Origin of the sequence: Hamadaea sp. NPDC051192 (assembly GCF_040682475.1) — a bacterium.
Taxonomy (GTDB): Bacteria; Actinomycetota; Actinomycetes; order Mycobacteriales; family Micromonosporaceae; genus Hamadaea; species Hamadaea flava.
In genome coordinates, this window is record NZ_JBFBAZ010000068.1 from 1 (window position 1) to 23,404 (window position 23,404).

A 23,404-nucleotide genomic window follows, 5' to 3' on the forward strand; every position below is an offset into this window, starting at 1 on the left:
TTCTCGACGGGCCGGACCGTGGTGCTGTCCAACGTCCGGGCGCTGGCTCGTATCGCGGAGCAGAGCGGCGCCGCCGCGCTCTTCGAGGCCGGCGAGCCCGGCTCGCTCGTCACCGTCCTCACCGAACTGCTCGCAGACCCCGAGCGGTGCCGCGACCTGGCCGAGGCCGGTGCCACCTGGGTGCGGGCCGAGCGGACCTGGGCGGCCAACGCACGGACATATGAGCAGGTCTATCGTCAGGCGGCGACCGCGACTGTGGCCCCCACCATCCCCGCCCCCCGATCGGGTGCCGAGACGGCCACGCTGGTCACGCAAGACGCACGCTGACGCCTTTTCGGGAAGCCACGGCACGGCCAGGTGCCGGAGAGGACGGGATCACCATGAAGGCTCGACTGCCGGTCGTGCTCGCCAGCGCCGACAACATGGCGCTGTCGACGACGACGGTCTGGGTGCCCTGCTCGCTCGTCCCGGGCGAGATGTACCGGCTGCGAGCCCTCGTCGAGGGCGTCGAGCGTACGCAGGAGAACGCCGCACTCGTCCGGCTGGAGATGCCCGGGTTCACCGAGCTGCCGCCGGGACGGGGCGTGTCGCACTCCGACAACGTCGGGCCGTACCTCTACCTGCGGACCGGCCCGAACACGTCGCGTACCGACCGGTTCTTCACGGTCTCGGCGCCGGTGCACCGGATCGGGGTCATGGCGTGGAGTTCGCGGGGCCCGGCGGAACTTCGCTCGCTGACCGTCGAACGGGTCGAGGAGAACCTGCCGACCTCGTTCTTCCTGTCGTTCGACGTGGAGGCCCTGCCGCTACGCGCGCCCGGCGATCTGATCGAGAGCCTGGTCTGGGGCCGGGTCGGCGGCGGCGAGTACGGGATCGGCCGCATCTGTTCGATCCTCGAACAGCACGGCCTGGTCGGCAACTTCCTCGTCGACTTCGCCTCGTGCGGAGCCGAAGGGGACGCGGCCGAACGCCGGATCGTGGACTTCCTCGCCGAGCGGGGGCATGAGGTCCACCTGCACCTGCACTCGGAGCGGCTCGCTCAGCTCTGGGGGCTGAAGGCGGTGGACGGCAAGTCCATCTTCCTGGACACGACCACCTACGACCTGGCGCGCCGGATGCTCGAATTCACGATCACCCGCTACGAACGCGCCGTCGGCAAGCCCGCACGCCTGTTCCGGGCCGGCGGCTACAAGACGAACTCCGACCTCGTCCTGGCGGCGGGCGCGCTCGGCATCGAGGCGCTGAGCAACTTCCGGGACGGGCTGACCGGCGACCAAGGCGAAGGCGCGGTCGGCGGCGAGCCGTTCGTCTGGGAGAACGGCGTCCTCGAGATCCCGGTCGACGCGTCCTCGCCGGAGGCCAGCACATTCGAGAACTTCCTCGGCAAGTACGAGGCGGTCGCCCTGCGCAAGACCGTCGAGCGGACCTTCAACATGGTCATGCACTCGTGGTCGCTGACCAAGCGGAGCCCCACCGGATTCCAGGACACCCACTCGCCCGAGTACGAGGAGCGCTTCCACCGCATCTGCGACCACGTCCGCGCCAACGGCCAGGCCCACGGCTACTCGGCGTACCTGGACCAGAATCCGCGTACGCGGCCGGAGGTGCGCGTCGGCGACGTCTGGGTGGCGCAACCCGCCCGGCAGGTCGTCGTGGCGACCGAAGGCGCCGCCATGGTCGGCTGCGGCATCTGCCGGGCGGTCTTCAGCCGCCGGATGATGGTGGACGGAGCCTGCCCGAGCTGCCGATCCACTCCGGCGGCTCGACAGCTCTGGTCGGTCGTGGACGAGTACGGCGACCTCTTCGCCGAACGCGAGGTGCTCGCCGTCCGGCTCGGCCCGGCCGAACAGCGCGAGCTCCTGGGCCGTGCCTCGCGTACGGACATCGTCGTGGACTGGCCGGTCGCGGGTCAGCCGGACGCGTCCACGGACTGCGTCCTCGGTCTCGATCTGACGGCGGGCGACGCCGACGTGGCGGACTCGATCGCCGAAGCCGTCCGGGTTCTCCGTCCCGCTGGGCTGCTGGTCCTGACGGCGTCCCCGACGGCGGCCCCGGAGGAGCTGGGCGAACTGCTGGCCAAGCAGTTGACGGTCGCCGCCGTCCCGGCCCTCGACCCGGCGACCGGAGCGGTGTCGCGGATCTACCTGGCGCACAAGGCAACCGCGTTCTGATCCTGACTGCCTGATCCAGAACGCACAACGGCCCGGTACCTGCGTACCGGGCCGTTTATCGTGCTTCGCCTGGGCGTCACCGAGCGGGCGGCGGCCCCCAAGGATTCGACTCCCCGTTGTCCGCGCCGTCCCCAGCCGGTGCCTGCGAATCCTCAGGCCAGACGAACTGGAAGTTCGCGGGCTGCTGCGTCGGTCCCGGCGGCGGGCTGACCGGGGCGTTCGCCATCGGCGGCACCGGCAGCCCGGGCGGACCCTCCGGAGCCGCGGCCGGCGAACCGGTCGGCGGGCCGGCGGGCGGCTGGCCCGGACCCGGCTGCGCACCGGGGTGCACAGGCGGCTGAACCGGACCTGGCTGCGGCGCACCGGGATGTACGGGCGGCTGCTGCGCACCGGGGTGGATGGGCGGCTGGCCCGGACCGGGCTGCCCGGGGTATCCCGCCTGACCCGGGTATCCCGGCTGACCGGGGTGTCCCGGCTGACCAGGGTGTCCCGGGTGTCCCTGCGGACCGGGCTGACCCGGATATCCCGGCTGGCCGGGGTGTCCCTGCGGGCCTTGCGGACCGGGCTGACCGGGCTGACCGGGGTGTCCCTGCGGGCCGGATTGACCCGGGTATCCCGGCTGGCCCGGGTATCCCGGCTGGCCCGGATATCCCGGCTGGCCGGGGTGTCCCGGCTGGCCCGGATGACCCTGCGGGCCGGGCTGGTGCTGGCCGGCCGGCGGCACCGACGTGGGGGCCATCGGCGGAGCTGAGGTGGGCGCGGCGGGTGCGGTGGGCGGCACCGAGGTCGGCGCGACCGGCGGGCGCTGGATCGGCGGGTGCGGCACCGGTACGCCCGGCGGCGCGGCCTGCGGAATCTCCAGCACGGTCGGCAGCGGCATCGGCACCTCGCCGCGTTGGAGCGTGTTGTAGCCCCCGGTCGGATAGGTGGCGAATCCGCCGCCCGACGTCGGATACGCTCCCGGCCCGGAGATCGGCGGCTCGAACGGGTTCACCGAGACGGGCAGCAGGCTGTCGGGGCCGAGCGCCGGCTGACGGCGCGCCCGCCGCCGGACGAGCAGGAACACGACGACGAAGGTGATGATCGCGCCGATGAGGAGCGAGATCGAGACGACGAGCCACAGCGGCGGCGAGATCGAGATCGGGGTGTCGCCGTTCTCGATCGCCTTGTGGCTTTCGGCCTGGGCCCGGTACTTCGTCGCCATCGTGTTGGTGGGCTGCGCGGCGATCACCGAGGCGAACCGCTTGATGGCCGAGGTGTACTGACCGGCGTAGTAGTCGTCGAGCGCCTTCCGGTATTCCTTGTCCGCCTCGCTGAGCTGGTTCGTCGCCCCGCCCTGCTGAAGCGCGGTGCTCAACGCCGAGGCGTCGTTGATGGTGTCGCTCCACAGCAGACCGCCCGCGAGCTTGCCGTCGAGGTCGACCGCGGGACCGCCACGCCATTCGATGGGCAGGTCGCCGGAGAACTTGTACGACTTGGGAGTGTTCGTCCCCACCGTGGTGATCTTGATGGAGTTCGCGCCCGAGGCGTACGGGAGGGTCTCGAAGTCCTTGCCCCCGCTGGAGCTGTAGCCGAAGGCCATCAACGGCGTACCGGACGCGAGGGCCGCGCCGGTGTTCAGCTCGACCGCCGGCAGGCCGCTCTTGCCGAGCTTGACCGTGGCGAAGCCGGCGTCGTCGCCGTCGGTGGGCGTCATGACCTCGGCGGTGAACGCCGGGGCGTCGAGCCGACCGGCCACGACGTCGCCGATCTGGGCGTACAGCGCCTGCGGCGGCTCACCCTGCCCCTCGACCGCGGTGAAGTCCGCCGTCGCCTTGAGCCCGTCGATGTACTGCTGCTTCTTGGCCGTGGTGAGCCGCTTGCTGTTGATCTCACGGTCGGCGAGCCGGTTGAACGCCCAGTCGTTGACGTGGTCGTGGGTCGGGGCTACGCAGTACCGCGTGCTCATGGCGATACCCGAACCGTCGATGACCACGGCGCTACAGCGGATCGCGACCGTGATGGACTCGGCGGAGACCGGCTTCCGATCGCTCTTCCTGCGCACGACGCCCTTCGCGGTGAACTCGGTGAAGATCACTGCGGGCTGAGCGATCGCCGTGGCCCGTTCCTCGAGCGTGAACGCGGGAACGGCGGCGGTGGCGGCGGTGGCGGCAAGCGGGAGACTGCCGAGCAGCGCGACTGTCACAAGAGCCGCGGCACCGAGGCGAGCCATCGGTGTGCGTGGGTACATGAGAAACTCCGCAGGGGTCGGTCGGGTCAGTGCGCCGCCCGGTAGTCTAGACGTCCTCGCCACGCCCGCGGCGATCAGTCGATGCCGTAGTAACGCTACTCCGCAAACACATACGGTCACCATTCGTCGCCGCTCGGCGAGACGGGCGCCCCCAACAGCCGATTCCGGCCGTCAGCCGAGGTACACGGTCTTCAGATTGGCCTTGGTCAGGGCCTTGGCCAGCCTTGGCAGCAGCGTCTCCACGTAGGTCTTCGTGAGATGAGACCCCTGGCGATAGACGAGAACCGAGCCGATCACGATCGAGCAACGATCGGTCGGGCAGATCGCGTCGAAGAGGTCCACCATGGTGACCTGCTTCTGGCCCTCGACCGCCTGCCGCAACACCGGCGCAGCGCTGGCCGTTTCGTAGCGGCCTCGATCGAAGGCGCAGGCCGTGAGGTGGCGGGCGTTGCGGTCGGCGCAGTCGGGCGCCTCCTCGGTCGGGCCCGGGTTGTCGGCGATCACGATGACCTTCACGTCGTGCCCGGTGAGCGTGCTCCAGACCTGCCGGAGGCCGTCGACCATCGCCGCCGAGGTCAGCTCGTCCGAGTCGTCGTACGCGCGGCTCTGCCCCTGCGAGGTGATGAGGTAGTCCGGCGGCTGCTCGGTCAGCCGGTCCACCACCGAACCGGTCCAGGTCCGGCAGGACTGGTACGCCTTGCCGTCATAGTCGGGCACGGCGAGCGCGAAGCTGCACGAGTTCTTGAGGTACGTCGTGAGCCGCCAGTGGTTCTGCAACGCCAGGCGTCGTAACGCCGGCATCCACTGGGTCATCTTGGAGTCGCCCACGACGGCGACGGAGACGGTTCCCTTGGGATCGCCGGCCTCGCACGTCAGGACCTTGGCCGACGCGTTGCCCTGCTGGCACTTGTCGGCGTACTCCTGGGGGATGTCGTCGTTGGCCTGCACCGGGGCCGGCGTCATCCAGGCGACGGTGTCGACCGGGGCGCCGGCGGGATCGTTGCGCGGATCGTCGCGGAGGACCGCCGCGCCGAGTTTGAGCGCCTGGCTGGCCTGCGGCGTGGGGATGATCGGGACGGAGCTGCTGCCCGCGGTCAGGGACAGGGCCAGGCCGCCGGCCACCGCCGCCAGGGTGAAGTTCGCGCCGACGCTCAGCGCGAAGCGGCTGGAGCCGGTGAGCGCGGAGGCGTACCGCAGCGGATTCTCGACGAGCCGGTAGGTGAGCCAGGCCGGGATGAAGGAGAACGCGACGATGCCGAGCCGCGCGGCGACCGAGAGGTCGCCCTCGAGCTGCTCGGCGATGATCAACAGCGGCCAGTGCCAGAGGTAGAGCGAGTAGGAGAGCTTGCCGATCCAGCGCAGGGGCGCCATGGACAGCAACGCGGCCGGACCCTTGTCCCGCAAGGCGAAGCCGGCGGCGATGACGGCGCCGGCGCCGGCGGTCGGCAGCAGGGCCAGGAATCCGGGCCAGGCGACGCCCTGGGTGAAGGCGATGCCCGAGACCAGGATGGCGGCCAGGCCGCCCCAGCCCATCGCCGCGGCCGTGACCCGGGGCAGCTTTCGCCACGAGACGCCGATCAACGCGACGAAGGCGCCTAGCCCGAGTTCCCACATCCGGGTCGTGGTGATGAAGAAGCCGCGCGCGGGGTCGACGAAGCTCTCGACGACCGACCAGAGGAACGAGGGGATCGCGATGACCGCGACGCCGACGCGGAGCATCATCGCGCGCGGGCGGCTCAGGAGCCGGGCGATCAGGGTCGCGATGAGCAGCAGCAGCGGCCACAGCAGGTAGAACTGCTCTTCGACCGCCAGGGACCAGTAATGCTGGACGGGCGACGGAGCGATGTCCTGCGCGAGGTAGTCCACCGAGCGGTCGGCCAGCCGCCAGTTCACCACGTAGAGCGCGGAGCCGACGATGTCGCCGCCGACTTCGGCCCACCTGGTCCGGGGGAAGGCCCACCAGACGCCGAGGAGCGTCGTCGCGAGCACCACGAACGCCGCCGGGAGCAGGCGTTTCGCCCGACGTGCGTAGAAACGGGCGAGGGAGATGGTCTTCGTCTCGAACAGCTCGGTGCCGAGCTGCGTGGTGATGAGGAAGCCGGAGATCACGAAGAAGACGTCGACGCCCACGAACCCGCCGCGGAACACCACAAGTCCACTGTGGAAGAGCATGACCAGCAGCACGGCGATGGCGCGCATGCCCTCGACGTCGGCCCGGAAGCGCTCACGGTGCTTGGTGGGCGACTGGGGCTCGGCGACGAGGCCGGGTTCGACGCGCACGTCGAACACGTGCGTGACCGGCCAAGGGTTCACCGGCGCGGGCTGCGGGGAGGCGGAAGGGGCTTCGCTCACTGTTCCTCGATCTGCCGTCGGGTTCCCTAAGTGTGCGGGATGGACCCAACCTCAGCTACGCGGCAGTACCCGGGAGATGATCTCCGCGATCCGCTCGCCCGCCTTGCCGTCCCACAGGGGCGGAACGTTCCAGGTCTCGGCGCGGCCCGCCGCGAGCACGGCCGCGGCCGCGTCAGGCAGGTTCTCCCGCGTCACCAGCTGGTTGGTCCCGTGAGTGATGGTGACCGGACGCTCGGTGTTCGGGCGCAGGGTCAGGCAGGGTACGCCGAGGATCGTCGTCTCCTCCTGGACGCCGCCGGAGTCGGTGACGACCGCGGCCGCGCCGCGTACCAGGCCCATGAATTCGAGGTATCCGAGCGGGTCGACGATCTGCAGCGCCGGGTGGTCGAACAGCCCGGCCTCCTGCAGCCGGGCCCGGCCCCGGGGATGCAGCGGCAGCACGATGTGCGCCTGGTCGGCGACCGCGTGCACGCTCTTGACCAGCGCGGCGGCGTCGGCCGGATCGTCCACATTGCCCGGTCGGTGCAGGGTCGCGACGATGTATCGGGCGGGCAGGTCGTGTGCGGCGCGGGCCGCCTCCGCGTCGAAGCGGTGGAGGTTGGCCAGCAGCGTGTCGATCATCGGGTTGCCCACGAGGTGGATGCGCGCCGGGTCGACCCCTTCGTTGCCCAGATGAGCGACCGCGTCCGCGCTCGTGCACAGCAGGAGGTCGGCCAGCCGGTCGGTGACGAGCCGGTTGATCTCCTCGGGCATGGTCAGGTCGAAGCTGCGCAGCCCGGCCTCGACATGGGCGGTCGGGATGCCGAGCTTCGCGGCGACGAGCGCGGCGGCCACCGTGGAGTTGACGTCTCCGTAGACGACGACCAGGGCGGGCCGTTCGGCCAGCATGAGGTCTTCGAGCCCGGTCATGATGGCGGCGGTCTGGCGCGCGTGCGTACCCGAGCCCACGCCGAGGTCGACGTCCGGCCGCGGCAGGTTGAGCTGGTCGAAGAACACGTCCGACATCTTCTGGTCGTAGTGCTGACCCGTATGGACGAGACGCTGCTCCACGCCCCGCGCGGTGAGGGCGCGCAGAACCGGCGCCGCCTTGGGGAAGTTGGGGCGGGCTCCGGTGACGTGGAGGACCAGACCAGGCATGAGCCGAGTGCCTTTCGCTCGCTGCTCTCAGGGGTGCGGCTCAACACAGTGCCAGAACCCGGCGGCGTTTGTCAGACCGGCTCCCGCCTGATGTCGACATTCGTCGGTGTTTGCCGGGTTTACCGGGACCAGGCCGAGTGGCGGCCAGTACCGCCGTCGCTCCGATGTGGTGGACGTCACGGGGCTCCCGTCGTCCGGACGATCGGGCGGCCACTCCCGAGGGTGGCGCGACGAGTGCTCGGTCTGGCAGCCTCTGCGGCATGGAAAGCGAACGGGGTGCGACGTTGACGATCGTCGTACCGGTATATGGAGTTGAGGCGTTTCTTGAGGAATGTCTGGACTCTGTGCTTTCCTACACGGGCCACGACCTGCAAGTCGTCGCGGTCGACGACGCGTCACCCGACGGCTGCCCCGCGATGCTCGACGCGTACGCCGTGCGCGATTCGAGACTGACCGTCATCCACCTGCCGGAGAACCGGGGTCTCAGTGGAGCGCGCAACGCCGGCCTGGCCGCCGCGACCGGTGAGTACGTGTGGTTCGTCGACTCCGACGACTGGCTGCCCGACGGCAGCGTGGCGGTGGTGTTGCAGGCGCTTCTGCGTACCCGGCCGGATGTGCTGGTCGTGGACCATGCCGAGGTCACCGGCCCGGAGGCCGACGCTCATCCGGCGAGCAGCCACGTGCTCGCCGGTCTGACCGATCCCGTCCGGCTCCACGAGTGCCCGGACCTGTTGCGGATCGCGCAGTCGGCCTGCACCAAGATCACCAGGCGCGCCTATCTGGCCCGGATCGAGTTGAGCTTCTCGCCGGGGTGGTACGAGGACACGCTCTACAGCCACCGGCTGCTCATGGCGGCCGACGCCATCAGCGGCGTCGACGAGGTCTGCTACTGCTACCGCCTGCGTGAGTCCGGCGGGATCACCACGACCCGCAGCGATCGGCACTTCGAGGTCTTCGCGCAGTACGAGCGGCTGTTCCAGGGGATCGCCCGCGACGGGGGCGTGTACGAGGAGTTCCGGCCGCAGCTGTTCCGGCTGATGATCGATCACTACCTCGTCATCGTGGGCAACAAGGCCCGGCTGCCCAGCCGGTCGCGCAAGGCGTTCTTCCGGCGGATGTCCGCCGACTACGCCCGGTGGCTGCCCGCGGACGGCTACCCCCGGCCGGGCGGCGTACCGGGGCTCAAGCACTCGCTCGTGGGCGGCGACCGATACGCGCTGTACGTGTTGCTGCGATTGGCGTACCTGATGGTCCGTGGTCTGAAGGCGCGACTGAGCCGGCGGCCGGCGGCCGGGATGCTCGAGCCGCCCACGGCCCGGCGCGTTCCGCGCCAACTGATGCCGCCAGACCTCCCGGCGGCCGTCAGTGACCCCATGGTCGGACACGCAGCCAGCCGGAATGCCCAGTAGTATGTCGCAGCACCCTCGGCCTGGACGACGTTGTCGGGCATCGGAATGCCGAGGTATGGCGATTACGGGGAGACGTCGGTGAAGGTCTTGATCACCGGTGGTGCGGGGTTCATCGGAAGCACCATCGCGTCCGCATTACTGGACGAAGGTATCACTCCTGTCATTTTGGACAATCTCACCGCCGGGCGCAAGGAATTCACTGTCGGCCGGATCTTCTACCAGGGTGACATAAGCGACGGCGCACTGCTGGACCGGATCTTCGCCGAGCACCGGGACATCGAGGCGGTCGTCCACTGTGCTGGGTTGATCGTCGTCCCCGAGTCGGTACGCGAGCCGCTGCGCTACTACCGCGAGAATGTCGCCAAATCCATCGACATGATCGGCCACCTGCTGCGCAACGACTGCCGCCGCATCCTGTTCAGCTCGACGGCGGCGCTGTACCGGGCGAGCGCCGATCTCACCGTGGACGAACAGTCGCCGACCCAGCCATTGAGCCCGTACGCCCGGACCAAGGCGTTCATCGAGGACATCCTGGCCGACAGCGCCGCGGCCGGTCATCTGCGGGCGATCTCGTTGCGGTACTTCAACCCGATCGGCGCCGATCCCCTGATGCGCAGCGGCCTGCAGGCCAAGAACCCCAGTCATGCCCTCGGCCGGATGATCAAGGCATATGAGGCGGGGGAGCCGTTCCCGGTCACCGGGGTCGACTGGCCCACCCGGGACGGCAGCGCGATCCGGGACTACCTGCACATCTGGGACCTGGCGCAGGCGCACGTCGCCGCTCTGCTGTGCTTCGAGGAGGTGGTCGCGACGAGCCCCAGCGGATACGTGGTGATCAACCTGGGCGGCGGGACCGGCACGACCGTCTTCGAGCTGCTGGCCGATTTCTCGGCGGTGACCGGCGAGCGCATGCCCTACGTCGCGGCTCCCCGGCGGCCGGGCGACGTGCTCGGGGCGTACACCCGGACGGAACGGTCCGCCCAGCTGCTCGGCTGGGTGCCCCGGCTGACGATCGAGGACGGCATCCGGCACGCGCTGGAGTGGCGTCGCCGGGCGGCCGCCGACAGCCCCGGCCGGATCGTCCACCCCGGATCGGTGGCGGCTCACCAGCTCCCGGTGGCGCCCAAGGACGTCGCGGCGCCGGTGTCCCTTCCCGGTTCGTCCCGGCTCAGTGGATAGCCACCGTGGTCAGGGCGGACATGGCCATCGCGGCCAGCCGGCGCGGCGCGTCCGGCGGCAGCGGCGTCCCGGCGACCGCCAGATGCCAGTAGACCGGGCCGGCGATGACCGCCGCGGCCGTCTCCGGATCGACCGGCTCGGGCAGCTCGCCCCGGGCGACCGCCCGGTTCAGGATCGGCCGCACCAGGTCGCTCTGCGTCTGCCGGATGGCCCCGCGCAGCACTGCACCGAGTTCGGCGTTACGCGACGTCTCGGCGAGCAGGTCGGGCAGGATCTGCTGGGCGAGGGGATGCCGCAGGGCCAGCGTGACGAGGTCGAACGTCGACTGAAGGTCGCCGGCGAGGCTCCCGGTGTCGACCGGCGTCAGGCGGCGGCTCACGACCGCCGAGACCATCTCCAGCACCATCTCGAGTTTCGACCGCCAGCGGCGGTAGACGGCGGTCTTGGCCACACCGGCCCGCCGGGCCACTCCCTCGATGGACAGCCGGCCGTAGCCGACGGTGGCGAGTTCTTCGAGCAGGGCGTCCTGCAGCGCCTCGGTGATGTCGGTACGGAGTACCGCGGCTCCGGCGGCCGGTCGCCCACCCGAAGAAGTCATGCGAGGAGATTAGCGTAGCGACGCTACGGTTGCGTCGCGACCTTCGCAGCGGATAGCGTTCCCTCAGCCCCCGGCTCATCCCTCACCTGGACACGGAGCACCAACATGTCCGACATGGCGGTCGAACACCTGCACGCCCCCAGCCCTCGGCTGCGTGAGCTGGCGGAACGGCACGGCTTGTCCATCGCGGCCGACCGCCCGAGCTTCGGGGCCTACCTCGGTCAGATCTGGCGCTACCGGAACTTCATCCGGACCTACGCCAACGCCAAACTCGCGGCGTCCTATGGCGAATCACGGCTCGGCCGGCTCTGGCAGTTGCTGACGCCGCTCACCAACGCCGCCGTCTACTTCCTCATCTTCGGCGTCATCCTCGGCACCCGGAACGGCGTGGACAACTTCGCGGCGTACCTGTGCATCGGGTTGTTCGTCTTCAACTACACACAGGCGGTGGCGCAGCAGGGCGTCCAGGCGATCTCGGGCAACCTGGGCCTCATCCGCGCGCTCAAGTTCCCGCGCGCCTGCCTGCCGCTGGCCAACACGGTGACGCAGTTGCAGCACATGCTGTCCTCGATGGTCGTGCTGCTGGCCATCGTCCTGATCACGCGGGAGCCCGTCCGCTGGGAATGGGTCCTGCTCATTCCGATGGTCCTGCTGACGACGCTGTTCAACACCGGGCTGGCGCTGGTGCTCGCGCGGGTCGGCTCGAAGGCGGCCGACATCCGGCAGGTTCTGCCGTTCATTCTGCGGACCTGGATGTACGGCTCGGGCGTCTTCTACAGTGTGGACACCTTCTCGGAGCACCTGCCCGGCCCGGTCGCGGCGGTGGTCCAAGCGAATCCTCTCGTGATCTTCATCGAGATCGCCCGGGCGGCGCTGCTCGGGTCGACGGACCGCATGATGTCCCTTCCGCTGCTGATGCTGTACGCGACCGCGTGGGCCGTGGTCTCGGCGGTCGTCGGATTCGTCTTCTTCTGGCAAGGAGAGCAGGGGTACGGCCGTGGTTGATTTCCTGTACGACAGCATGTTCGTCGACGACACCGTCACCCTTCCGGCCATCAAGGAACTGCCGGAGGGCTACTCCGAGGGCTGGAACTCGCCCACCATCCGGCTGCCGATCCTGGGCGCGCCGCCGGCGGAGGCCGACGACCGGGTGCCGACGGTCGTGGTCGACGGCGTCCACGTCGTCTACCGCGTGAGCAGCGGGGCCAGCTGGGACGCCAGCCCGGTCGCGGGTCTCAAGCGGCTCGTCACCCGGACGAAATCCGCCGCCATGCGGGAGGTGCACGCGGTCAAGGGAGTGAGCTTCGCGGCGTACCAGGGCGAGGCGATCGGGCTCATCGGCAGCAACGGCTCCGGCAAGTCCACGCTGCTCCGGGCGATCGCCGGACTCCTGCCGACGGCTCGGGGGAAGGTCTACACCCAAGGCCAGCCGTCGTTGCTCGGCGTCAACGCGGCGCTGCTCAACGACCTCTCCGGCGAGCGGAACGTCATCCTGGGCTGTCTGGCGATGGGCATGTCGTTGGCGGACGCGAAATCGAAGGTCGAGGAGATCATCGACTTCTCGGGGATCAACGAGCGTGGCGACTTCGCCTCGTTGCCGATGCGGACCTACTCCTCCGGGATGGCCGCCCGGCTGCGGTTCGCCATCGCGGCCGCCCGAAAGCATGACGTCCTGCTCATCGACGAGGCGCTGGCCACGGGTGACGGCACCTTCCGCAAGCGCAGCGAGGATCGGATCAAAGAACTGCGCGAGGAGGCCGGCTCGGTCTTCCTGGTCAGCCACCAGTTGAGCACCATCCGGTCGACCTGCGAGCGGACGTTGTGGCTGGAGGGCGGCGTGCTCCGGATGGACGGGCCGACCGACGAAGTGGTCAAAGAGTACGAAACGTTCACCAAGGCGAAGTAACCTCGCCGGGAAATCCGGGTGCGCTACCCGCTATTCTTGGCGTACAGGCTTCGACCCGGCCATCACCGGTGAGCCTCCGGAAGAACCGCCGGACCGCGACGAACCGGTCAGGCCTAGTAGAACCGGACGGGACGGCCCGTCACAGCCGACAACGAGCGGCCCGCGACATCCTGACCAGGGTGAAGCGGGCAAGCGAGGTGGTACCGCGGGCTGGGCGCCGACCCGGTTCGTCCTCGCGGACAGGACCGACGGACTGTACGCGAGAGAGGACCACTCATGGCGTACCCCCTGCACCACCACGAGAGCGTGGCCGCCAGCCCGGATCTTCCGGCGGTCGAGCGGAACGTGCTCGACTACTGGGCGGCCGACAAGACCTTCCAGGCCAGCATCGAGGCCAGGCCGCAGGACGACGAGTACGTCTTCTACGACGGCCCGCCATTCGCCAATGGCTTGCCGCACTACGGCCACCTGCTGACGGGCTTCGTCAAGGACGTCGTGCCGCGCTATCAGACGATGCGCGGCAAGCGGGTCGAGCGGCGGTTCGGCTGGGACACCCACGGCATGCCGGCCGAAGTGGAGGCCGAGAAGCAGCTCGGCATCACGACCAAGGCCGAGATCGTGGCGCTCGGCGTCGACAAGTTCAACGAGTACTGCCGTGAGTCCGTGCTGCGCTACACCAGCGAGTGGGAGCGGTACGTCACCCGGCAGGCCCGGTGGGTCGACTTCGCCGACGACTACAAGACGCTCGACCTGCCCTACATGGAATCGGTCATGTGGGCGTTCAAGTCGCTGCACGAGAAGGGCCTCATCTACGAGGGCTTCCGCGTGCTGGCGTACTGCTGGCGTTGTGAGACGCCGCTGTCCAACACCGAGACCCGGATGGACGACGTCTACAAGGACCGGCAGGACCCGGCCCTGCATGTGCTGTTCCAGCTGGAGACCGGCGAGAAGATCGCGGTCTGGACCACGACGCCGTGGACCCTGCCGTCCAACCTGGCCCTGGCCGTCGGCCCGGACCTGGAGTACGCCGTGCTCGCCTCTCCCCAAGGGGAGAAGGTGATCCTCGGCGCGACCCGGGTCGAGGCGTACGCGAAGGAGCTGGAGGGCTACGAGCGCGTCGGTACGCTCACCGGCGCCGACCTCGTCGGCCGGAAGTACACGCCGCTGTTCGACTACCTCGTCGAGCAGGCCGGCCCGAACGCGTTCCACGTGCTCGGGGCCGACTTCGTCAGCGACTCCGACGGCACCGGCGTGGTGCACCTCGCGCCGGCGTTCGGCGAGGACGACCAGAACGCCTGCAACGCCGCCGGGGTGCCGACGATCGTGACGGTGGACGCGCACACCCGGTTCACCTCGCTGGTGCCGACGTACGAGGGCCAGCAGGTCTTCGAGACGAACAAGCCGGTGATCCGGGAGCTCAAGGAGCGTGGGGTCGTGCTGCGTCACGACACCTACTCGCACTCCTACCCGCACTGCTGGCGGTGTGACACGCCGCTGGTCTACCTCGCCGTGTCCAGCTGGTTCGTGGCGGTGACCCGGTTCAAGGACCGGATGGTCGAGCTGAACCAGCAGATCGACTGGACGCCGGGGCACGTCAAGGACGGCTCGTTCGGCAAGTGGCTGGCCAACGCCCGCGACTGGTCGATCTCCCGGAACCGCTTCTGGGGTTCGCCGATCCCGGTGTGGAAGTCGGACGATCCGGCGTACCCACGGGTGGACGTGTACGGCTCGCTGGCCCAGCTCCAGGAGGACTTCGGGGTCGAGGTCACGGACCTGCACCGGCCGTACATCGACTCGCTGACCCGGCCCAACCCGGACGACCCGACCGGGAAGTCCACCATGCGGCGGGTGCCGGAGGTGCTGGACTGCTGGTTCGAGTCCGGTTCGATGCCGTTCGCCCAGGTCCACTACCCGTTCGAGAACCGGGACTGGTTCGAGTCGCACTACCCGGGCGACTTCATCGTGGAGTACATCGGGCAGGTCCGTGGCTGGTTCTACACGCTGCACGTGCTGGCGACGGCGTTGTTCGACCGGCCCGCGTTCCGCAGTTGCGTGGTGCACGGCATCCTGCTGGGCGACGACACCCGGAAGATGTCGAAGAGCCTGCGCAACTACCCGGACGTCTACGAGATGTTCGACAAGTACGGCGCGGACGCGATGCGCTGGATGCTCGTCTCCTCCCCGGTGCTGCGGGGCGGGGACATGCCGGTCACCGAGACCGGCATCCGGGACGCGGTTCGCCAGGTGCTCCTGCCGCTGTGGAACGTGTACTACTTCTTCACGCTCTACGCCAACGCGTCGGGATATCAGGCGAAGCCGAGCACGGCGAGCACGCACGTCCTCGACCGCTACGTGCTGGCCAAGACGCACTCGCTGGTCGCCGAGGTGACCGGCGCGATGGACGCGTACGACCTGTCCGGGGCGAGCACCGCGGTCCGGTCCTACCTGGACGCGCTGACCAACTGGTACGTCCGGCGTAGCCGGGACCGCTTCTGGGCCGGCGACCAGGAGGCGTTCGACACCCTGTACACCGTCCTGGAGACGGTGGCCCGGGTGATCGCGCCGCTCGCCCCGCTCACGGCCGAAGAGGTCTGGCGCGGGCTCACCGGCGGCCGCTCGGTCCATCTGGCCGACTGGCCGGCGGCTTCCGCGCTGCCCACCGACGACGAACTGGTCGCCACGATGGACCAGGTCCGCGAGGTCTGTTCCGCCGCGTTGTCCCTCCGCAAGTCGCAAGGCCTGCGGGTACGCCTGCCGCTGGCGAAGCTGACGGTGGCGGCCGAGGGGGCCGACCGGTTGGAGCCGTTCACGGAGTTGATCGCCGACGAGGTGAACGTGAAGGCCGTCGAGCTGACCGAGGACGTCTCGGCGCACTGCGAGCAGGTGCTGAACGTCGTGCCGCGGGTCCTCGGGCCGCGCGTCGGCGGGGCGGTGCAGTCGGTGATCAAGGCGGTCAAGGCGGGCGAGTGGTCGCTGGTCGACGGTGCTCCGGTGGCGGCCGGCGTCACCTTGGCCGAGGGCGAGTACGAGCTGAAGCTGGTCGCGGCGGCCGGCGAGTCGGCGGCTCCGATGACGGGCGGGGTCGTCCTGCTCGACACCGAGGTCACGCCGGAACTGGCCGCCGAGGGCCTGGCCCGGGACGTCGTACGCGCGGTGCAGCAGGCCCGGCGGGACGCCGACCTGCACGTCTCCGACCGGATCACGCTGCGGCTGGCGGGCTCGCCCGCGGTGAAGGCGGCGGTCCGGGCGCACGAGTCGTTCGTGGCAGGAGAGGTACTGGCCACTTCGGTGGCGTACGGCCCGATCGAGGGCGGCTTCACCGGCGAGGCGGGCGACGGCGAGTCCGTCACCGTCTCCGTCGCCCGCGTCTGACGGTCCACGTTCGGCGGCGGATCAGGGACCCACATTCCTGATCCGCCGCTGATCTTGGGTAGACGTGGTGTGATCTGCGTTCCAGAAACGCGCGGACGCGTTCCGGCGGCGGTTTCGGCTTCAGCTGACTACGGTATGTTCAGCGGCGGTCTCGTGGGGACGAGCGGACGACGCAGGAGGCAAGCGGTGCCCGTGCTTTACACGGTGGGTCAGTGGACGGTCGCTCCACTCCTGAAGCTCGGCTGGGCGCCCGAGATCGAGGGCCGGGAGAACATTCCCGAGACGGGTGGGGCGATCTTCGCCGGCAACCATCTCTCGGTGGCGGACGAGTTCATGCTCGGCGCGGTCGTCAGCCCGCGGCGGGTCTCGTTCTGGGCGAAGTCCGACTACTTCACCGGCAAGGGCCCGTCCGGCCTCTTCTTCCGGACCTTGATGAACGGCCTGGGCGCGATCCCGGTCAACCGCGAGGGCGGCCGGGCGGCGCTGAGCGCCTTCGACTCGGCCATCCCGGTCCTGCAGGAGGGTGGCCTGGTCTGCGTCTACCCCGAGGGCACCCGGTCGCCCGACGGGCGGCTCTACCGGGGGCGTACGGGGGTGGCGCGGCTGGCGCTCGCGGCCGGGGTACCGATCATCCCGGTGGGTTCGCAGGGCACCGACAAGATCCAGCCGACCGGCCAGGTGCTGCCGAAGCTCAAGCGCGGCGAGGTGACGATCAAGTTCGGCAAGCCGATCGTCGTCGACAAGTGGCAGGACGCCGAGAACACCTCGTCGGCCGCCCGGGAGATCACCGACACCGTGATGTCCGCCATCCAGGCTCTGACCGGCCAGGAGTACGTGCCGCGGTACGCGCCCAAGCGGGTGGAGAGCTGACCGGAGCAGCCGGGTAGTCTCATTTCTTATGGGTTCGAACAGTCTGACCGCGGCACCGACCGTCTGGCCGCAGCTGGAGCGGCTGCTTCCGCTGATCTCCAAGCCGATCCAATACGTCGGCGGAGAGCTCGGCGCGACGGTGAAGGAGTGGGACTCCGCCACGGTGCGCTGGGCGCTGTCGTACCCGGACGCGTACGAGGTCGGCCTGCCCAACCAAGGCGTGCAGATCCTTTATGAGGTGCTGAACGAGCAGCCCGACGTGCTCGCCGAGCGGACCTACGCGGTCTGGCCGGACCTCGAGAAGCTGATGCGGGAGCGGGGCGTGCCCCAGTTCACCGTCGACGCCCACCGGCCGGTACGCGATTTCGACGTGTTCGGCATCTCGTTCGCGACCGAGCTGGGCTACACGAACATGCTCACCATGCTCGACCTGGCCGGGATTCCGCTGGACGCGGCCGCCCGGGACGAGTCGCACCCGGTGGTGGTCGCGGGCGGGCACGCCGCGTTCAACCCGGAGCCGATCGCCGACTTCATCGACGCCGCCGTGCTCGGCGACGGTGAGGAGGCGGTGCTCGAGATCACGCAGATCGTGCGCCAGTGGAAGTCCGAGGGCTCCCCGGGCGGCCGCGACGAGCTGCTGCTGCGCCTCGCTCGTACCGAGTCGGTGTACGTGCCCCGTTTCTACGACGTGGACTACCTGCCCGACGGGCGGATCCAGCGGGTCGTGCCGAACCGGGCGGACGTGCCGTTCCGGGTCCACAAGCGGACCACTATGGATCTGGACGCCTGGCCGTACCCCAAGAAGCCCCTGGTACCGCTGGCCGAGACGGTGCACGAGCGGTTCGCCGTCGAGATCTTCCGCGGTTGTACGCGTGGCTGCCGGTTCTGCCAGGCGGGCATGATCACCCGGCCGGTCCGGGAGCGGTCGATCACCACTGTGGGGCAGATGGTGAAGGAGGGGCTGGAGTTCTCCGGCTTCCACGAGGTCGGTCTGCTGTCGCTGTCCAGCGCCGACCACAGCGAGATCGGCGACATCTGCTCCGGCCTCGCCGACCAGTACCAGGGCACCAACGTCTCCCTGTCGCTGCCGTCGACCCGAGTGGACGCCTTCAACGTGGACCTGGCCAAGGAGCTGTCCCGCAACGGGCGGCGTACCGGTCTGACGTTCGCTCCCGAGGGCGGCTCGGAGCGGATGCGCAAGGTCATCAACAAGATGGTCACCGAAGAGGACCTGATCCGGACGGTCGTGACGGCGTACACCAACGGCTGGCGGCAGGTGAAGCTCTACTTCATGTGCGGGCTGCCCACCGAGACCGACGAGGACGTGCTCCAGATCGCCCGGCTCGCGCATGAGGTGATCAAGGCCGGGCGGGCCGCCACCGGCACCCGGGACATCCGCTGCACCGTGTCCATCGGCGGGTTCGTGCCGAAGCCGCACACCCCGTTCCAGTGGGCGTCCATGGAACGGCCCGAGGTCATCGACGACCGGCTGCGCCAGCTCAAGCAGGCGATCAACGCCGACAAGTCGGTCGGCCGGGCGATCGGGCTGCGCTACCACGACGGTGAGCCGTCCCTGATCGAGGGCCTGCTCGCCCGAGGCGACCGCCGCGTCGGCGCGGTCATCCGGCGGGTCTGGGAGAACGGCGGCCGTTTCGACGGCTGGAGCGAGCACTTCGACTACCGGCGCTGGGTGGACTCCGCCGCAGAGGTCCTCCCGGCGTACGGGGTGGACCTGGACTGGTTCACCGTCCGGGAGCGCGACGAGCTGGAAGTCCTGCCCTGGGACCACCTCGACTCCGGGCTGGACAAGGACTGGCTCTGGCAGGACTGGCAGGACTCGCTGCGCGAGTACGAGCAGGACGACTGCCGGTGGACGCCCTGTTTCGACTGCGGTGTCTGCCCCGCGATGGACACCGAGATCCAGATCGGTCCGACCGGCCGCAAGCTGCTCCCGCTGACGCCCGTCGGAGGGCTCCGGCACGCCCACACCTCGTGACATCAGAGGAGTAGCCGGAGGGGCGTACGCAGTGGTCATGGGGCTGGTAGCCTGACCCCCGCTCATACCTCATCCGGTGAAACCCTCGCCGCCGTACGGCGTGCCACCTTGTGACGGAACGGACGACATGCCTCGGTGGGTTAAGGCCTGTGGCCTGCTTCTTTTGGCCTGGGCCCTGGGGTTCGGGCTGGTGGCGCTCCACGTCGGCTGGCTGCTCATCCCGATCGTCTGGCTGAGCGTCGCCGCGCTGCTGCGCGTCGGGGAGTCGCTGTTGGATCGGCTGATCGCCGGTGCGCTGGTGATCACCGGTTTCGTCATGGCGGCCGGTCTCGCCTTCTCGGTCTGGCCGTGGGGGCTCGACCCGGCACCGGTCGCGGGGGTGACGCTGACCGCGGTCGTCCTCGCGGGCGTGCTCTCCGGCCGCCGCCCGCGCCTGCCCCGCCCGCAATGGCGGGATGCCGTTCCGGTCGGGGCCTCCCTGGTGATCACCACCCTGGTCGCGCTGCCGTATCTCCGGGCGACCGACTTCGCCGGGGTCCTCGGCGCGACGATGAGCGGCGAGGACTCGTCCCGGCATACCAGCCTGGTCGATCAGATCCGCGACGTCGGGGCGTACACCTTCATCCACCCCCGGACGACCAGCGACATCCTCAACCCCGGCATGTCGGACTATCCGCAGGGCTGGCACCTGGTCGCCGCGATCATCGAGAATCTGCTGACCTCGACGACGCGCCTGGGTTCCGGGGAGAACGGCATCGTCCTGCTCGTGGTCCTGATGCTGGCGACCTTCTTCGCGTTGATGCTGGTGGTCGCGTGGGGCGCCGGCCGGGTGGCCGGGCCGCGCCGCAGCCCGGGGGCGTACCTGCTGATCGTGCTCGGGGCCGGCTGGCTCGCCGCCTGGTCCGAACTGGTCCGCACGATCGTCTACACCTATCCCGCGGAGATGGCCTGCCTGGCCTTTCTCGGCGCGCTGGTGGTCGCGGTCGTCCGCCCGGCGGTCAAGGTACGCGACCAGATCGTGCTGATCGCGGCGCTGACGATCGGCGTCGGGTCGACCTACTACCTCTTCCTGCCGATCGCGGTCGTCATCGCCGTCGGCGGAGTGATCATGGATCGCCGGCGGATGCGGCGGGTGCCGTTCTCGGTCGTCGCGGGCGTCCTGGTCGCCGGCCTCTCGGCCGCGCAGGCGGCGGCGGCGGTCGTGTTGGGCAAGCGGGACGAGCAGATCGCCCTGGGCGCGCTGGGCGACATCCGGCCGATCGAGATCGCCCTGTTCGCCCTGTTGATCATCGCCGGGGTGGTGCTCGGGCGCCGGCAGCCCGCCTGGCGCCGGTACGCCGTCCCGCTGGTGACGGCGCTGGCCGCGGCGGTGGGCATCCTCCTCCTCCAGGTGCTGTCCGGCAGCGATCCCGGCTACTACTTCGGCAAGATGCTGCACGTCGTCGTGCTCGTGCTGATCCTCGGGGCGGCCGCCGTCGGCGAGGTCGCCGGCCCGGCGCTGCGCCGGCTGTCGAGCCGGCCCCGCGTACGCGGGACGGCGGCGGTCGGCGTACTGGCCGTCTTCGCGGTGGGCCAGGTCGTCTTCGGCATTCCGTCGCTGACCGACTTCCCCTGGTTGACCAGTCAGGCCGCCGGGAAGACCGGGCTGCCCAGCCAGGCGCGGACGATCGTGGCGGTCCAGCGGGCCTGCCCGGCCGACCCGGACCGGCCGACCGTGGTCTTCTTCAGCGATCCCGAGCAGCGGTACGGCTACAGCGAGTCGATCTTCCTGGCCGCCCTGCAACGTCAAGCGGGCCGGGGCTACCGGGAGGCTTACTCGCTGCCGTGGGGTTCGGCGGAGAAGCGCGCCGACGCCATCGTCCGCCGGGCCACCAAGCCCGTCCGGATCGTCGTCGGTGACGAGGGCGCCCGTGCTGCCCTGGCCACCGCCTTGCGGGCGAATCCCGAGCGGGCGGCCAACGTCGAGCTGGTCGACCTCGCCGCGATCACCACGAGCGGGCAGTGCCAGACGGTCTCGCCCTGACCCGTCAGCCGCGCGGCACCTCGTAGATCAGGCAGTCGCCGCGGCTGTACCGCAAGGTCGCCACCCCGTCGAGCGGCCGGGGGTCCAGCCGCCGGTCGGCGAACAACCACCGGACCCCGTACGCCGAGACCAGGCGGTCCACGGCGGCCGGTGTGCCGGTGGTGAAGACGGCGTCGTTGTCGGCCAGCCGTTGCTGGTCCCAGTACGGCAGCCGGGTGAAGTTCGCCCCCGTCTCCTCGGCGATCCGGTACGCCGTCGGCGTGTACGCCCAGCCTTCGACGAGCACCCGGCGTTCGGCGTACGCCGACACCCAGAAGCTGCGGAAGTCGCAGACCCCGCCGGGCAGCCGTACGCAGTGGACGTTGGTCGCGACGAGGTCGTCCGGCGAGGAGTGCTGCCGCAGCCACTTCCCGGCGTCGAGTGCGCCCGCCGGCACCTGCCCTGGGCGTACCGGATAGTGCTGGGCCTGGTGGAGCGTGGCCCGAGCCGGGCCGAGGTAGCGGTGGGGGACCGTGACGAAGGTGAGCGCCATGACCGCGGCCAGAACGAAGCCGGCGACCCGCCAGACCCGGGACCGCAGGGCCAGCAGTCCGGCGACGCCGCAGGCGGCGGCGATCGAGAGGTAGGGACGCGCGGACTGGAGGAAGTACGCCTGGCTGCCGCCGGGCTGGGTGGTGAGCAGCGCGGCCGCCATCCCGGCCAGGCCGAGGCCGACGCAGAGCACGACCGGCGGGTCGGTCCGGCGGTCCCGGGCGATCGCGAGCCCGGCGAGCCCGGCCCACGCGGCGAGCCAGCCGACGGCGATCGCCCCCAGCTTGGCGCCGGACAGTGTGGCCGGTGAGACCACGCGGAGGCCGGTCGTGGAGCCCGCGAACAGCACGAGCGACGCGGTGACGAGGGTGGCGACGGCGAGGAGCCCGGTGATCAGGACCGGCCGGGTGATCCGGCGCAGCGTGACGGCCTGCACCCCCGCGACCAGGAGCAGCCCGCATACCAGCAGCGGTACGAAGGTGGCCTTCGCCCCGGCCACGGCGGCGAGCAGCAGGACCACCAGAGCCCAGTCGGCGCGGCGATGCCGCCCGCGCAGCACATCGCTCATTACGAGCATCAGGCCGGCGAAGATCATCGCCCCGAAGGTCTGTGTGGGACTGTTCCAGAGGTTGGTCAGGATGACCCCGGAACCGTCGAGGTGACCGGGGCGGACGGCGAAGAGTGTGATGGCCAGGGCCCCGGCTCCGGCCCACCAGCGGCCGGCGAGCTTCCAGCCCAGGACGGCGACGGCGACGGCGAAGATCAGGAGCGCCGGCAGCACGCCGAGCCGGTAGATCAGCGTCTGGACCTCGATGCCCGTGAGGTTGCTCGCGGACGCCGTCGCGGTGTGGAAGAACCAGTGGTAGCGCAGGTCCTCCCCGGCGACGTAGGGCGTCACGGGGGGCACGTGGTGCTTCAGCTCGCCCGTCAGCGCCATCTGGTAGGGCAGATCCAGGTAGGGGGAGGAGTTGCCGGGGAAGCTCAGCCCCACGGTCCGGTAGAAGATCGCCGCCGTCCACACCAGGAGGAAGACCAGCCCCGCCGCGACCGACCAGCTCCAGGCCAAGGGCGCCGCGCGGCTCGAGCCCCGCCAGAACCGGCGAAACCGTGGGACCACCGCGAAGACCATGGGTACGCCGATCGGCGCGGCGGCGAGCCGGGGGAGTCCGACCGAGACTGCGACGAGCTGCGTACCGATGACGAGGGCATAGCCGACGGCCAGTCCGCCCGCGACGTCCTCGGCGAGCAGCCCGGCCCGGCCGCGGAGGGCCCGCCAGACGAGCAGGCCGGGCAGGGCGACCACGAGCACCGTGTACGCGCCGAACAGCGCCGTCGTGCCGACCGGGACGCCGTAGAACCAGAGCAGGGCGACGGCCAGCGCGGTCACCACCAGCGCCGGAAGATATCCGGCGTACGCCGTGACAGTTCGGCTCTTGCCATCCGCGCGGAACCGGATCGGCACCGCTCCCTCCAGCACGGCGCCCTGCGTTTGCACGTCCATTCGTCCGCCGTCCGCTGACTGCCCTTATTGTTCCGATCGTACGGAATGTGAGAACGAGTCGGGCTGCGGTCGGCCGAAAGCGGGCCGGAGCGTTCCGCCGCGCTGACATCGGGCGGAACCCACATCTAT

Annotated in this window: 15 protein-coding genes; 10 read left to right on the top strand and 5 right to left on the bottom strand. The window is 70.0% G+C overall.

The annotated features are described in order from the left end of the window. Positions 1-327, top strand: a 327-nt coding sequence (locus AB0M47_RS25670) for a glycosyltransferase (RefSeq protein WP_363418434.1), incomplete at its 5' end; no start/stop codon positions are given. 53 nt (positions 328-380) lie between these two features. Continuing rightward, complete coding sequence (locus AB0M47_RS25675) at positions 381-2,171, top strand: hypothetical protein (RefSeq protein WP_363418436.1); 1,791 nt, start codon at positions 381-383, stop codon at positions 2,169-2,171. Between the two features lie 76 nt (positions 2,172-2,247). Here AB0M47_RS25675 and AB0M47_RS25680 read toward each other — a convergent pair whose 3' ends face one another. The 3 genes from AB0M47_RS25680 to wecB form a co-directional block, all read right to left on the bottom strand. After that, positions 2,248-4,401, bottom strand: coding sequence for a collagen-like protein (locus AB0M47_RS25680; protein ID WP_363418438.1), 2,154 nt, complete (start codon positions 4,399-4,401; stop codon positions 2,248-2,250). A gap of 171 nt (positions 4,402-4,572) precedes the next feature. Then, complete coding sequence (locus AB0M47_RS25685; RefSeq protein WP_363418440.1) at positions 4,573-6,753, bottom strand: acyltransferase family protein; 2,181 nt, start codon at positions 6,751-6,753, stop codon at positions 4,573-4,575. Positions 6,754-6,804: 51 nt separating this feature from the next. Continuing rightward, entirely contained in the window at positions 6,805-7,890 is a 1,086-nt protein-coding gene (gene wecB / locus AB0M47_RS25690) for a UDP-N-acetylglucosamine 2-epimerase (non-hydrolyzing) (RefSeq protein ID WP_363418441.1), read from the bottom strand. 260 nt (positions 7,891-8,150) lie between these two features. On the opposite strand from wecB, the gene AB0M47_RS25695 reads away from it, so the two are divergent. Together AB0M47_RS25695 and galE are read left to right on the top strand one after the other, a co-directional pair. Continuing rightward, on the top strand, positions 8,151-9,299 hold the full coding sequence (locus AB0M47_RS25695) for a glycosyltransferase family 2 protein (protein ID WP_363418443.1): 1,149 nt from the start codon (positions 8,151-8,153) through the stop codon (positions 9,297-9,299). 78 nt (positions 9,300-9,377) lie between these two features. Then, positions 9,378-10,478 carry a UDP-glucose 4-epimerase GalE gene (gene galE / locus AB0M47_RS25700; RefSeq protein WP_363418445.1) on the top strand — a complete coding sequence of 367 codons (1,101 nt, stop codon included), beginning with the start codon at positions 9,378-9,380 and terminating at the stop codon, positions 10,476-10,478. Here the strand turns inward: galE and AB0M47_RS25705 are convergent. After that, positions 10,468-11,076: a TetR/AcrR family transcriptional regulator gene (locus AB0M47_RS25705; RefSeq protein ID WP_363418447.1), complete on the bottom strand. Its 609-nt coding sequence runs from the start codon at positions 11,074-11,076 to the stop codon at positions 10,468-10,470. The two genes, galE and AB0M47_RS25705, sit on opposite strands and share 11 nt — an antisense overlap. Positions 11,077-11,181: 105 nt before the next feature. On the opposite strand from AB0M47_RS25705, the gene AB0M47_RS25710 reads away from it, so the two are divergent. The 6 genes from AB0M47_RS25710 to AB0M47_RS25735 all read left to right on the top strand — a co-directional run bounded on the left by AB0M47_RS25710 (position 11,182) and on the right by AB0M47_RS25735 (position 21,243). Continuing rightward, positions 11,182-12,081 (top strand): ABC transporter permease, encoded by a 900-nt coding sequence (locus AB0M47_RS25710; protein ID WP_363418448.1) that lies wholly within the window; start codon positions 11,182-11,184, stop codon positions 12,079-12,081. Next, complete coding sequence (locus tag AB0M47_RS25715) at positions 12,074-12,982, top strand: ABC transporter ATP-binding protein (RefSeq protein WP_363418450.1); 909 nt, start codon at positions 12,074-12,076, stop codon at positions 12,980-12,982. Before AB0M47_RS25710 ends, AB0M47_RS25715 begins: the two co-directional genes overlap by 8 nt. Before the next feature lie 276 nt (positions 12,983-13,258). Further along, positions 13,259-16,354, top strand: a complete 3,096-nt coding sequence (ileS, locus tag AB0M47_RS25720) for an isoleucine--tRNA ligase (RefSeq protein WP_363418452.1) — start codon at positions 13,259-13,261, stop codon at positions 16,352-16,354. Between the two features lie 186 nt (positions 16,355-16,540). After that, positions 16,541-17,224 (top strand): lysophospholipid acyltransferase family protein, encoded by a 684-nt coding sequence (locus AB0M47_RS25725; RefSeq protein WP_363418454.1) that lies wholly within the window; start codon positions 16,541-16,543, stop codon positions 17,222-17,224. A gap of 28 nt (positions 17,225-17,252) precedes the next feature. Then, positions 17,253-19,220 carry a TIGR03960 family B12-binding radical SAM protein gene (locus AB0M47_RS25730; protein WP_363418456.1) on the top strand — a complete coding sequence of 656 codons (1,968 nt, stop codon included), beginning with the start codon at positions 17,253-17,255 and terminating at the stop codon, positions 19,218-19,220. A gap of 127 nt (positions 19,221-19,347) precedes the next feature. Then, positions 19,348-21,243 carry a DUF6541 family protein gene (locus tag AB0M47_RS25735; RefSeq protein ID WP_363418458.1) on the top strand — a complete coding sequence of 632 codons (1,896 nt, stop codon included), beginning with the start codon at positions 19,348-19,350 and terminating at the stop codon, positions 21,241-21,243. 4 nt (positions 21,244-21,247) lie between these two features. Here the strand turns inward: AB0M47_RS25735 and AB0M47_RS25740 are convergent, their stop codons facing one another. Further along, positions 21,248-23,275, bottom strand: a complete 2,028-nt coding sequence (locus AB0M47_RS25740; RefSeq protein WP_363418460.1) for a hypothetical protein — start codon at positions 23,273-23,275, stop codon at positions 21,248-21,250. Positions 23,276-23,404: the final 129 nt, after the last annotated feature.

What these genes read in the sequence shown, in the direction of transcription:
- AB0M47_RS25675 (WP_363418436.1), top strand. Translation starts at nt 381, where the DNA reads ATGAAGGCTCGACTGCCGGTCGTGCTCGCCAGCGCCGACAACATGGCG.
- AB0M47_RS25680 (WP_363418438.1), bottom strand. Translation starts at nt 4,401, where the DNA reads ATGTACCCACGCACACCGATGGCTCGCCTCGGTGCCGCGGCTCTTGTG.
- wecB (WP_363418441.1), bottom strand. Translation starts at nt 7,890, where the DNA reads ATGCCTGGTCTGGTCCTCCACGTCACCGGAGCCCGCCCCAACTTCCCC.
- AB0M47_RS25695 (WP_363418443.1), top strand. Translation starts at nt 8,151, where the DNA reads ATGGAAAGCGAACGGGGTGCGACGTTGACGATCGTCGTACCGGTATAT.
- AB0M47_RS25705 (WP_363418447.1), bottom strand. Translation starts at nt 11,076, where the DNA reads ATGACTTCTTCGGGTGGGCGACCGGCCGCCGGAGCCGCGGTACTCCGT.
- AB0M47_RS25710 (WP_363418448.1), top strand. Translation starts at nt 11,182, where the DNA reads ATGTCCGACATGGCGGTCGAACACCTGCACGCCCCCAGCCCTCGGCTG.
- ileS (WP_363418452.1), top strand. Translation starts at nt 13,259, where the DNA reads ATGGCGTACCCCCTGCACCACCACGAGAGCGTGGCCGCCAGCCCGGAT.
- AB0M47_RS25730 (WP_363418456.1), top strand. Translation starts at nt 17,253, where the DNA reads ATGGGTTCGAACAGTCTGACCGCGGCACCGACCGTCTGGCCGCAGCTG.
- AB0M47_RS25735 (WP_363418458.1), top strand. Translation starts at nt 19,348, where the DNA reads ATGCCTCGGTGGGTTAAGGCCTGTGGCCTGCTTCTTTTGGCCTGGGCC.
- AB0M47_RS25740 (WP_363418460.1), bottom strand. Translation starts at nt 23,275, where the DNA reads ATGGACGTGCAAACGCAGGGCGCCGTGCTGGAGGGAGCGGTGCCGATC.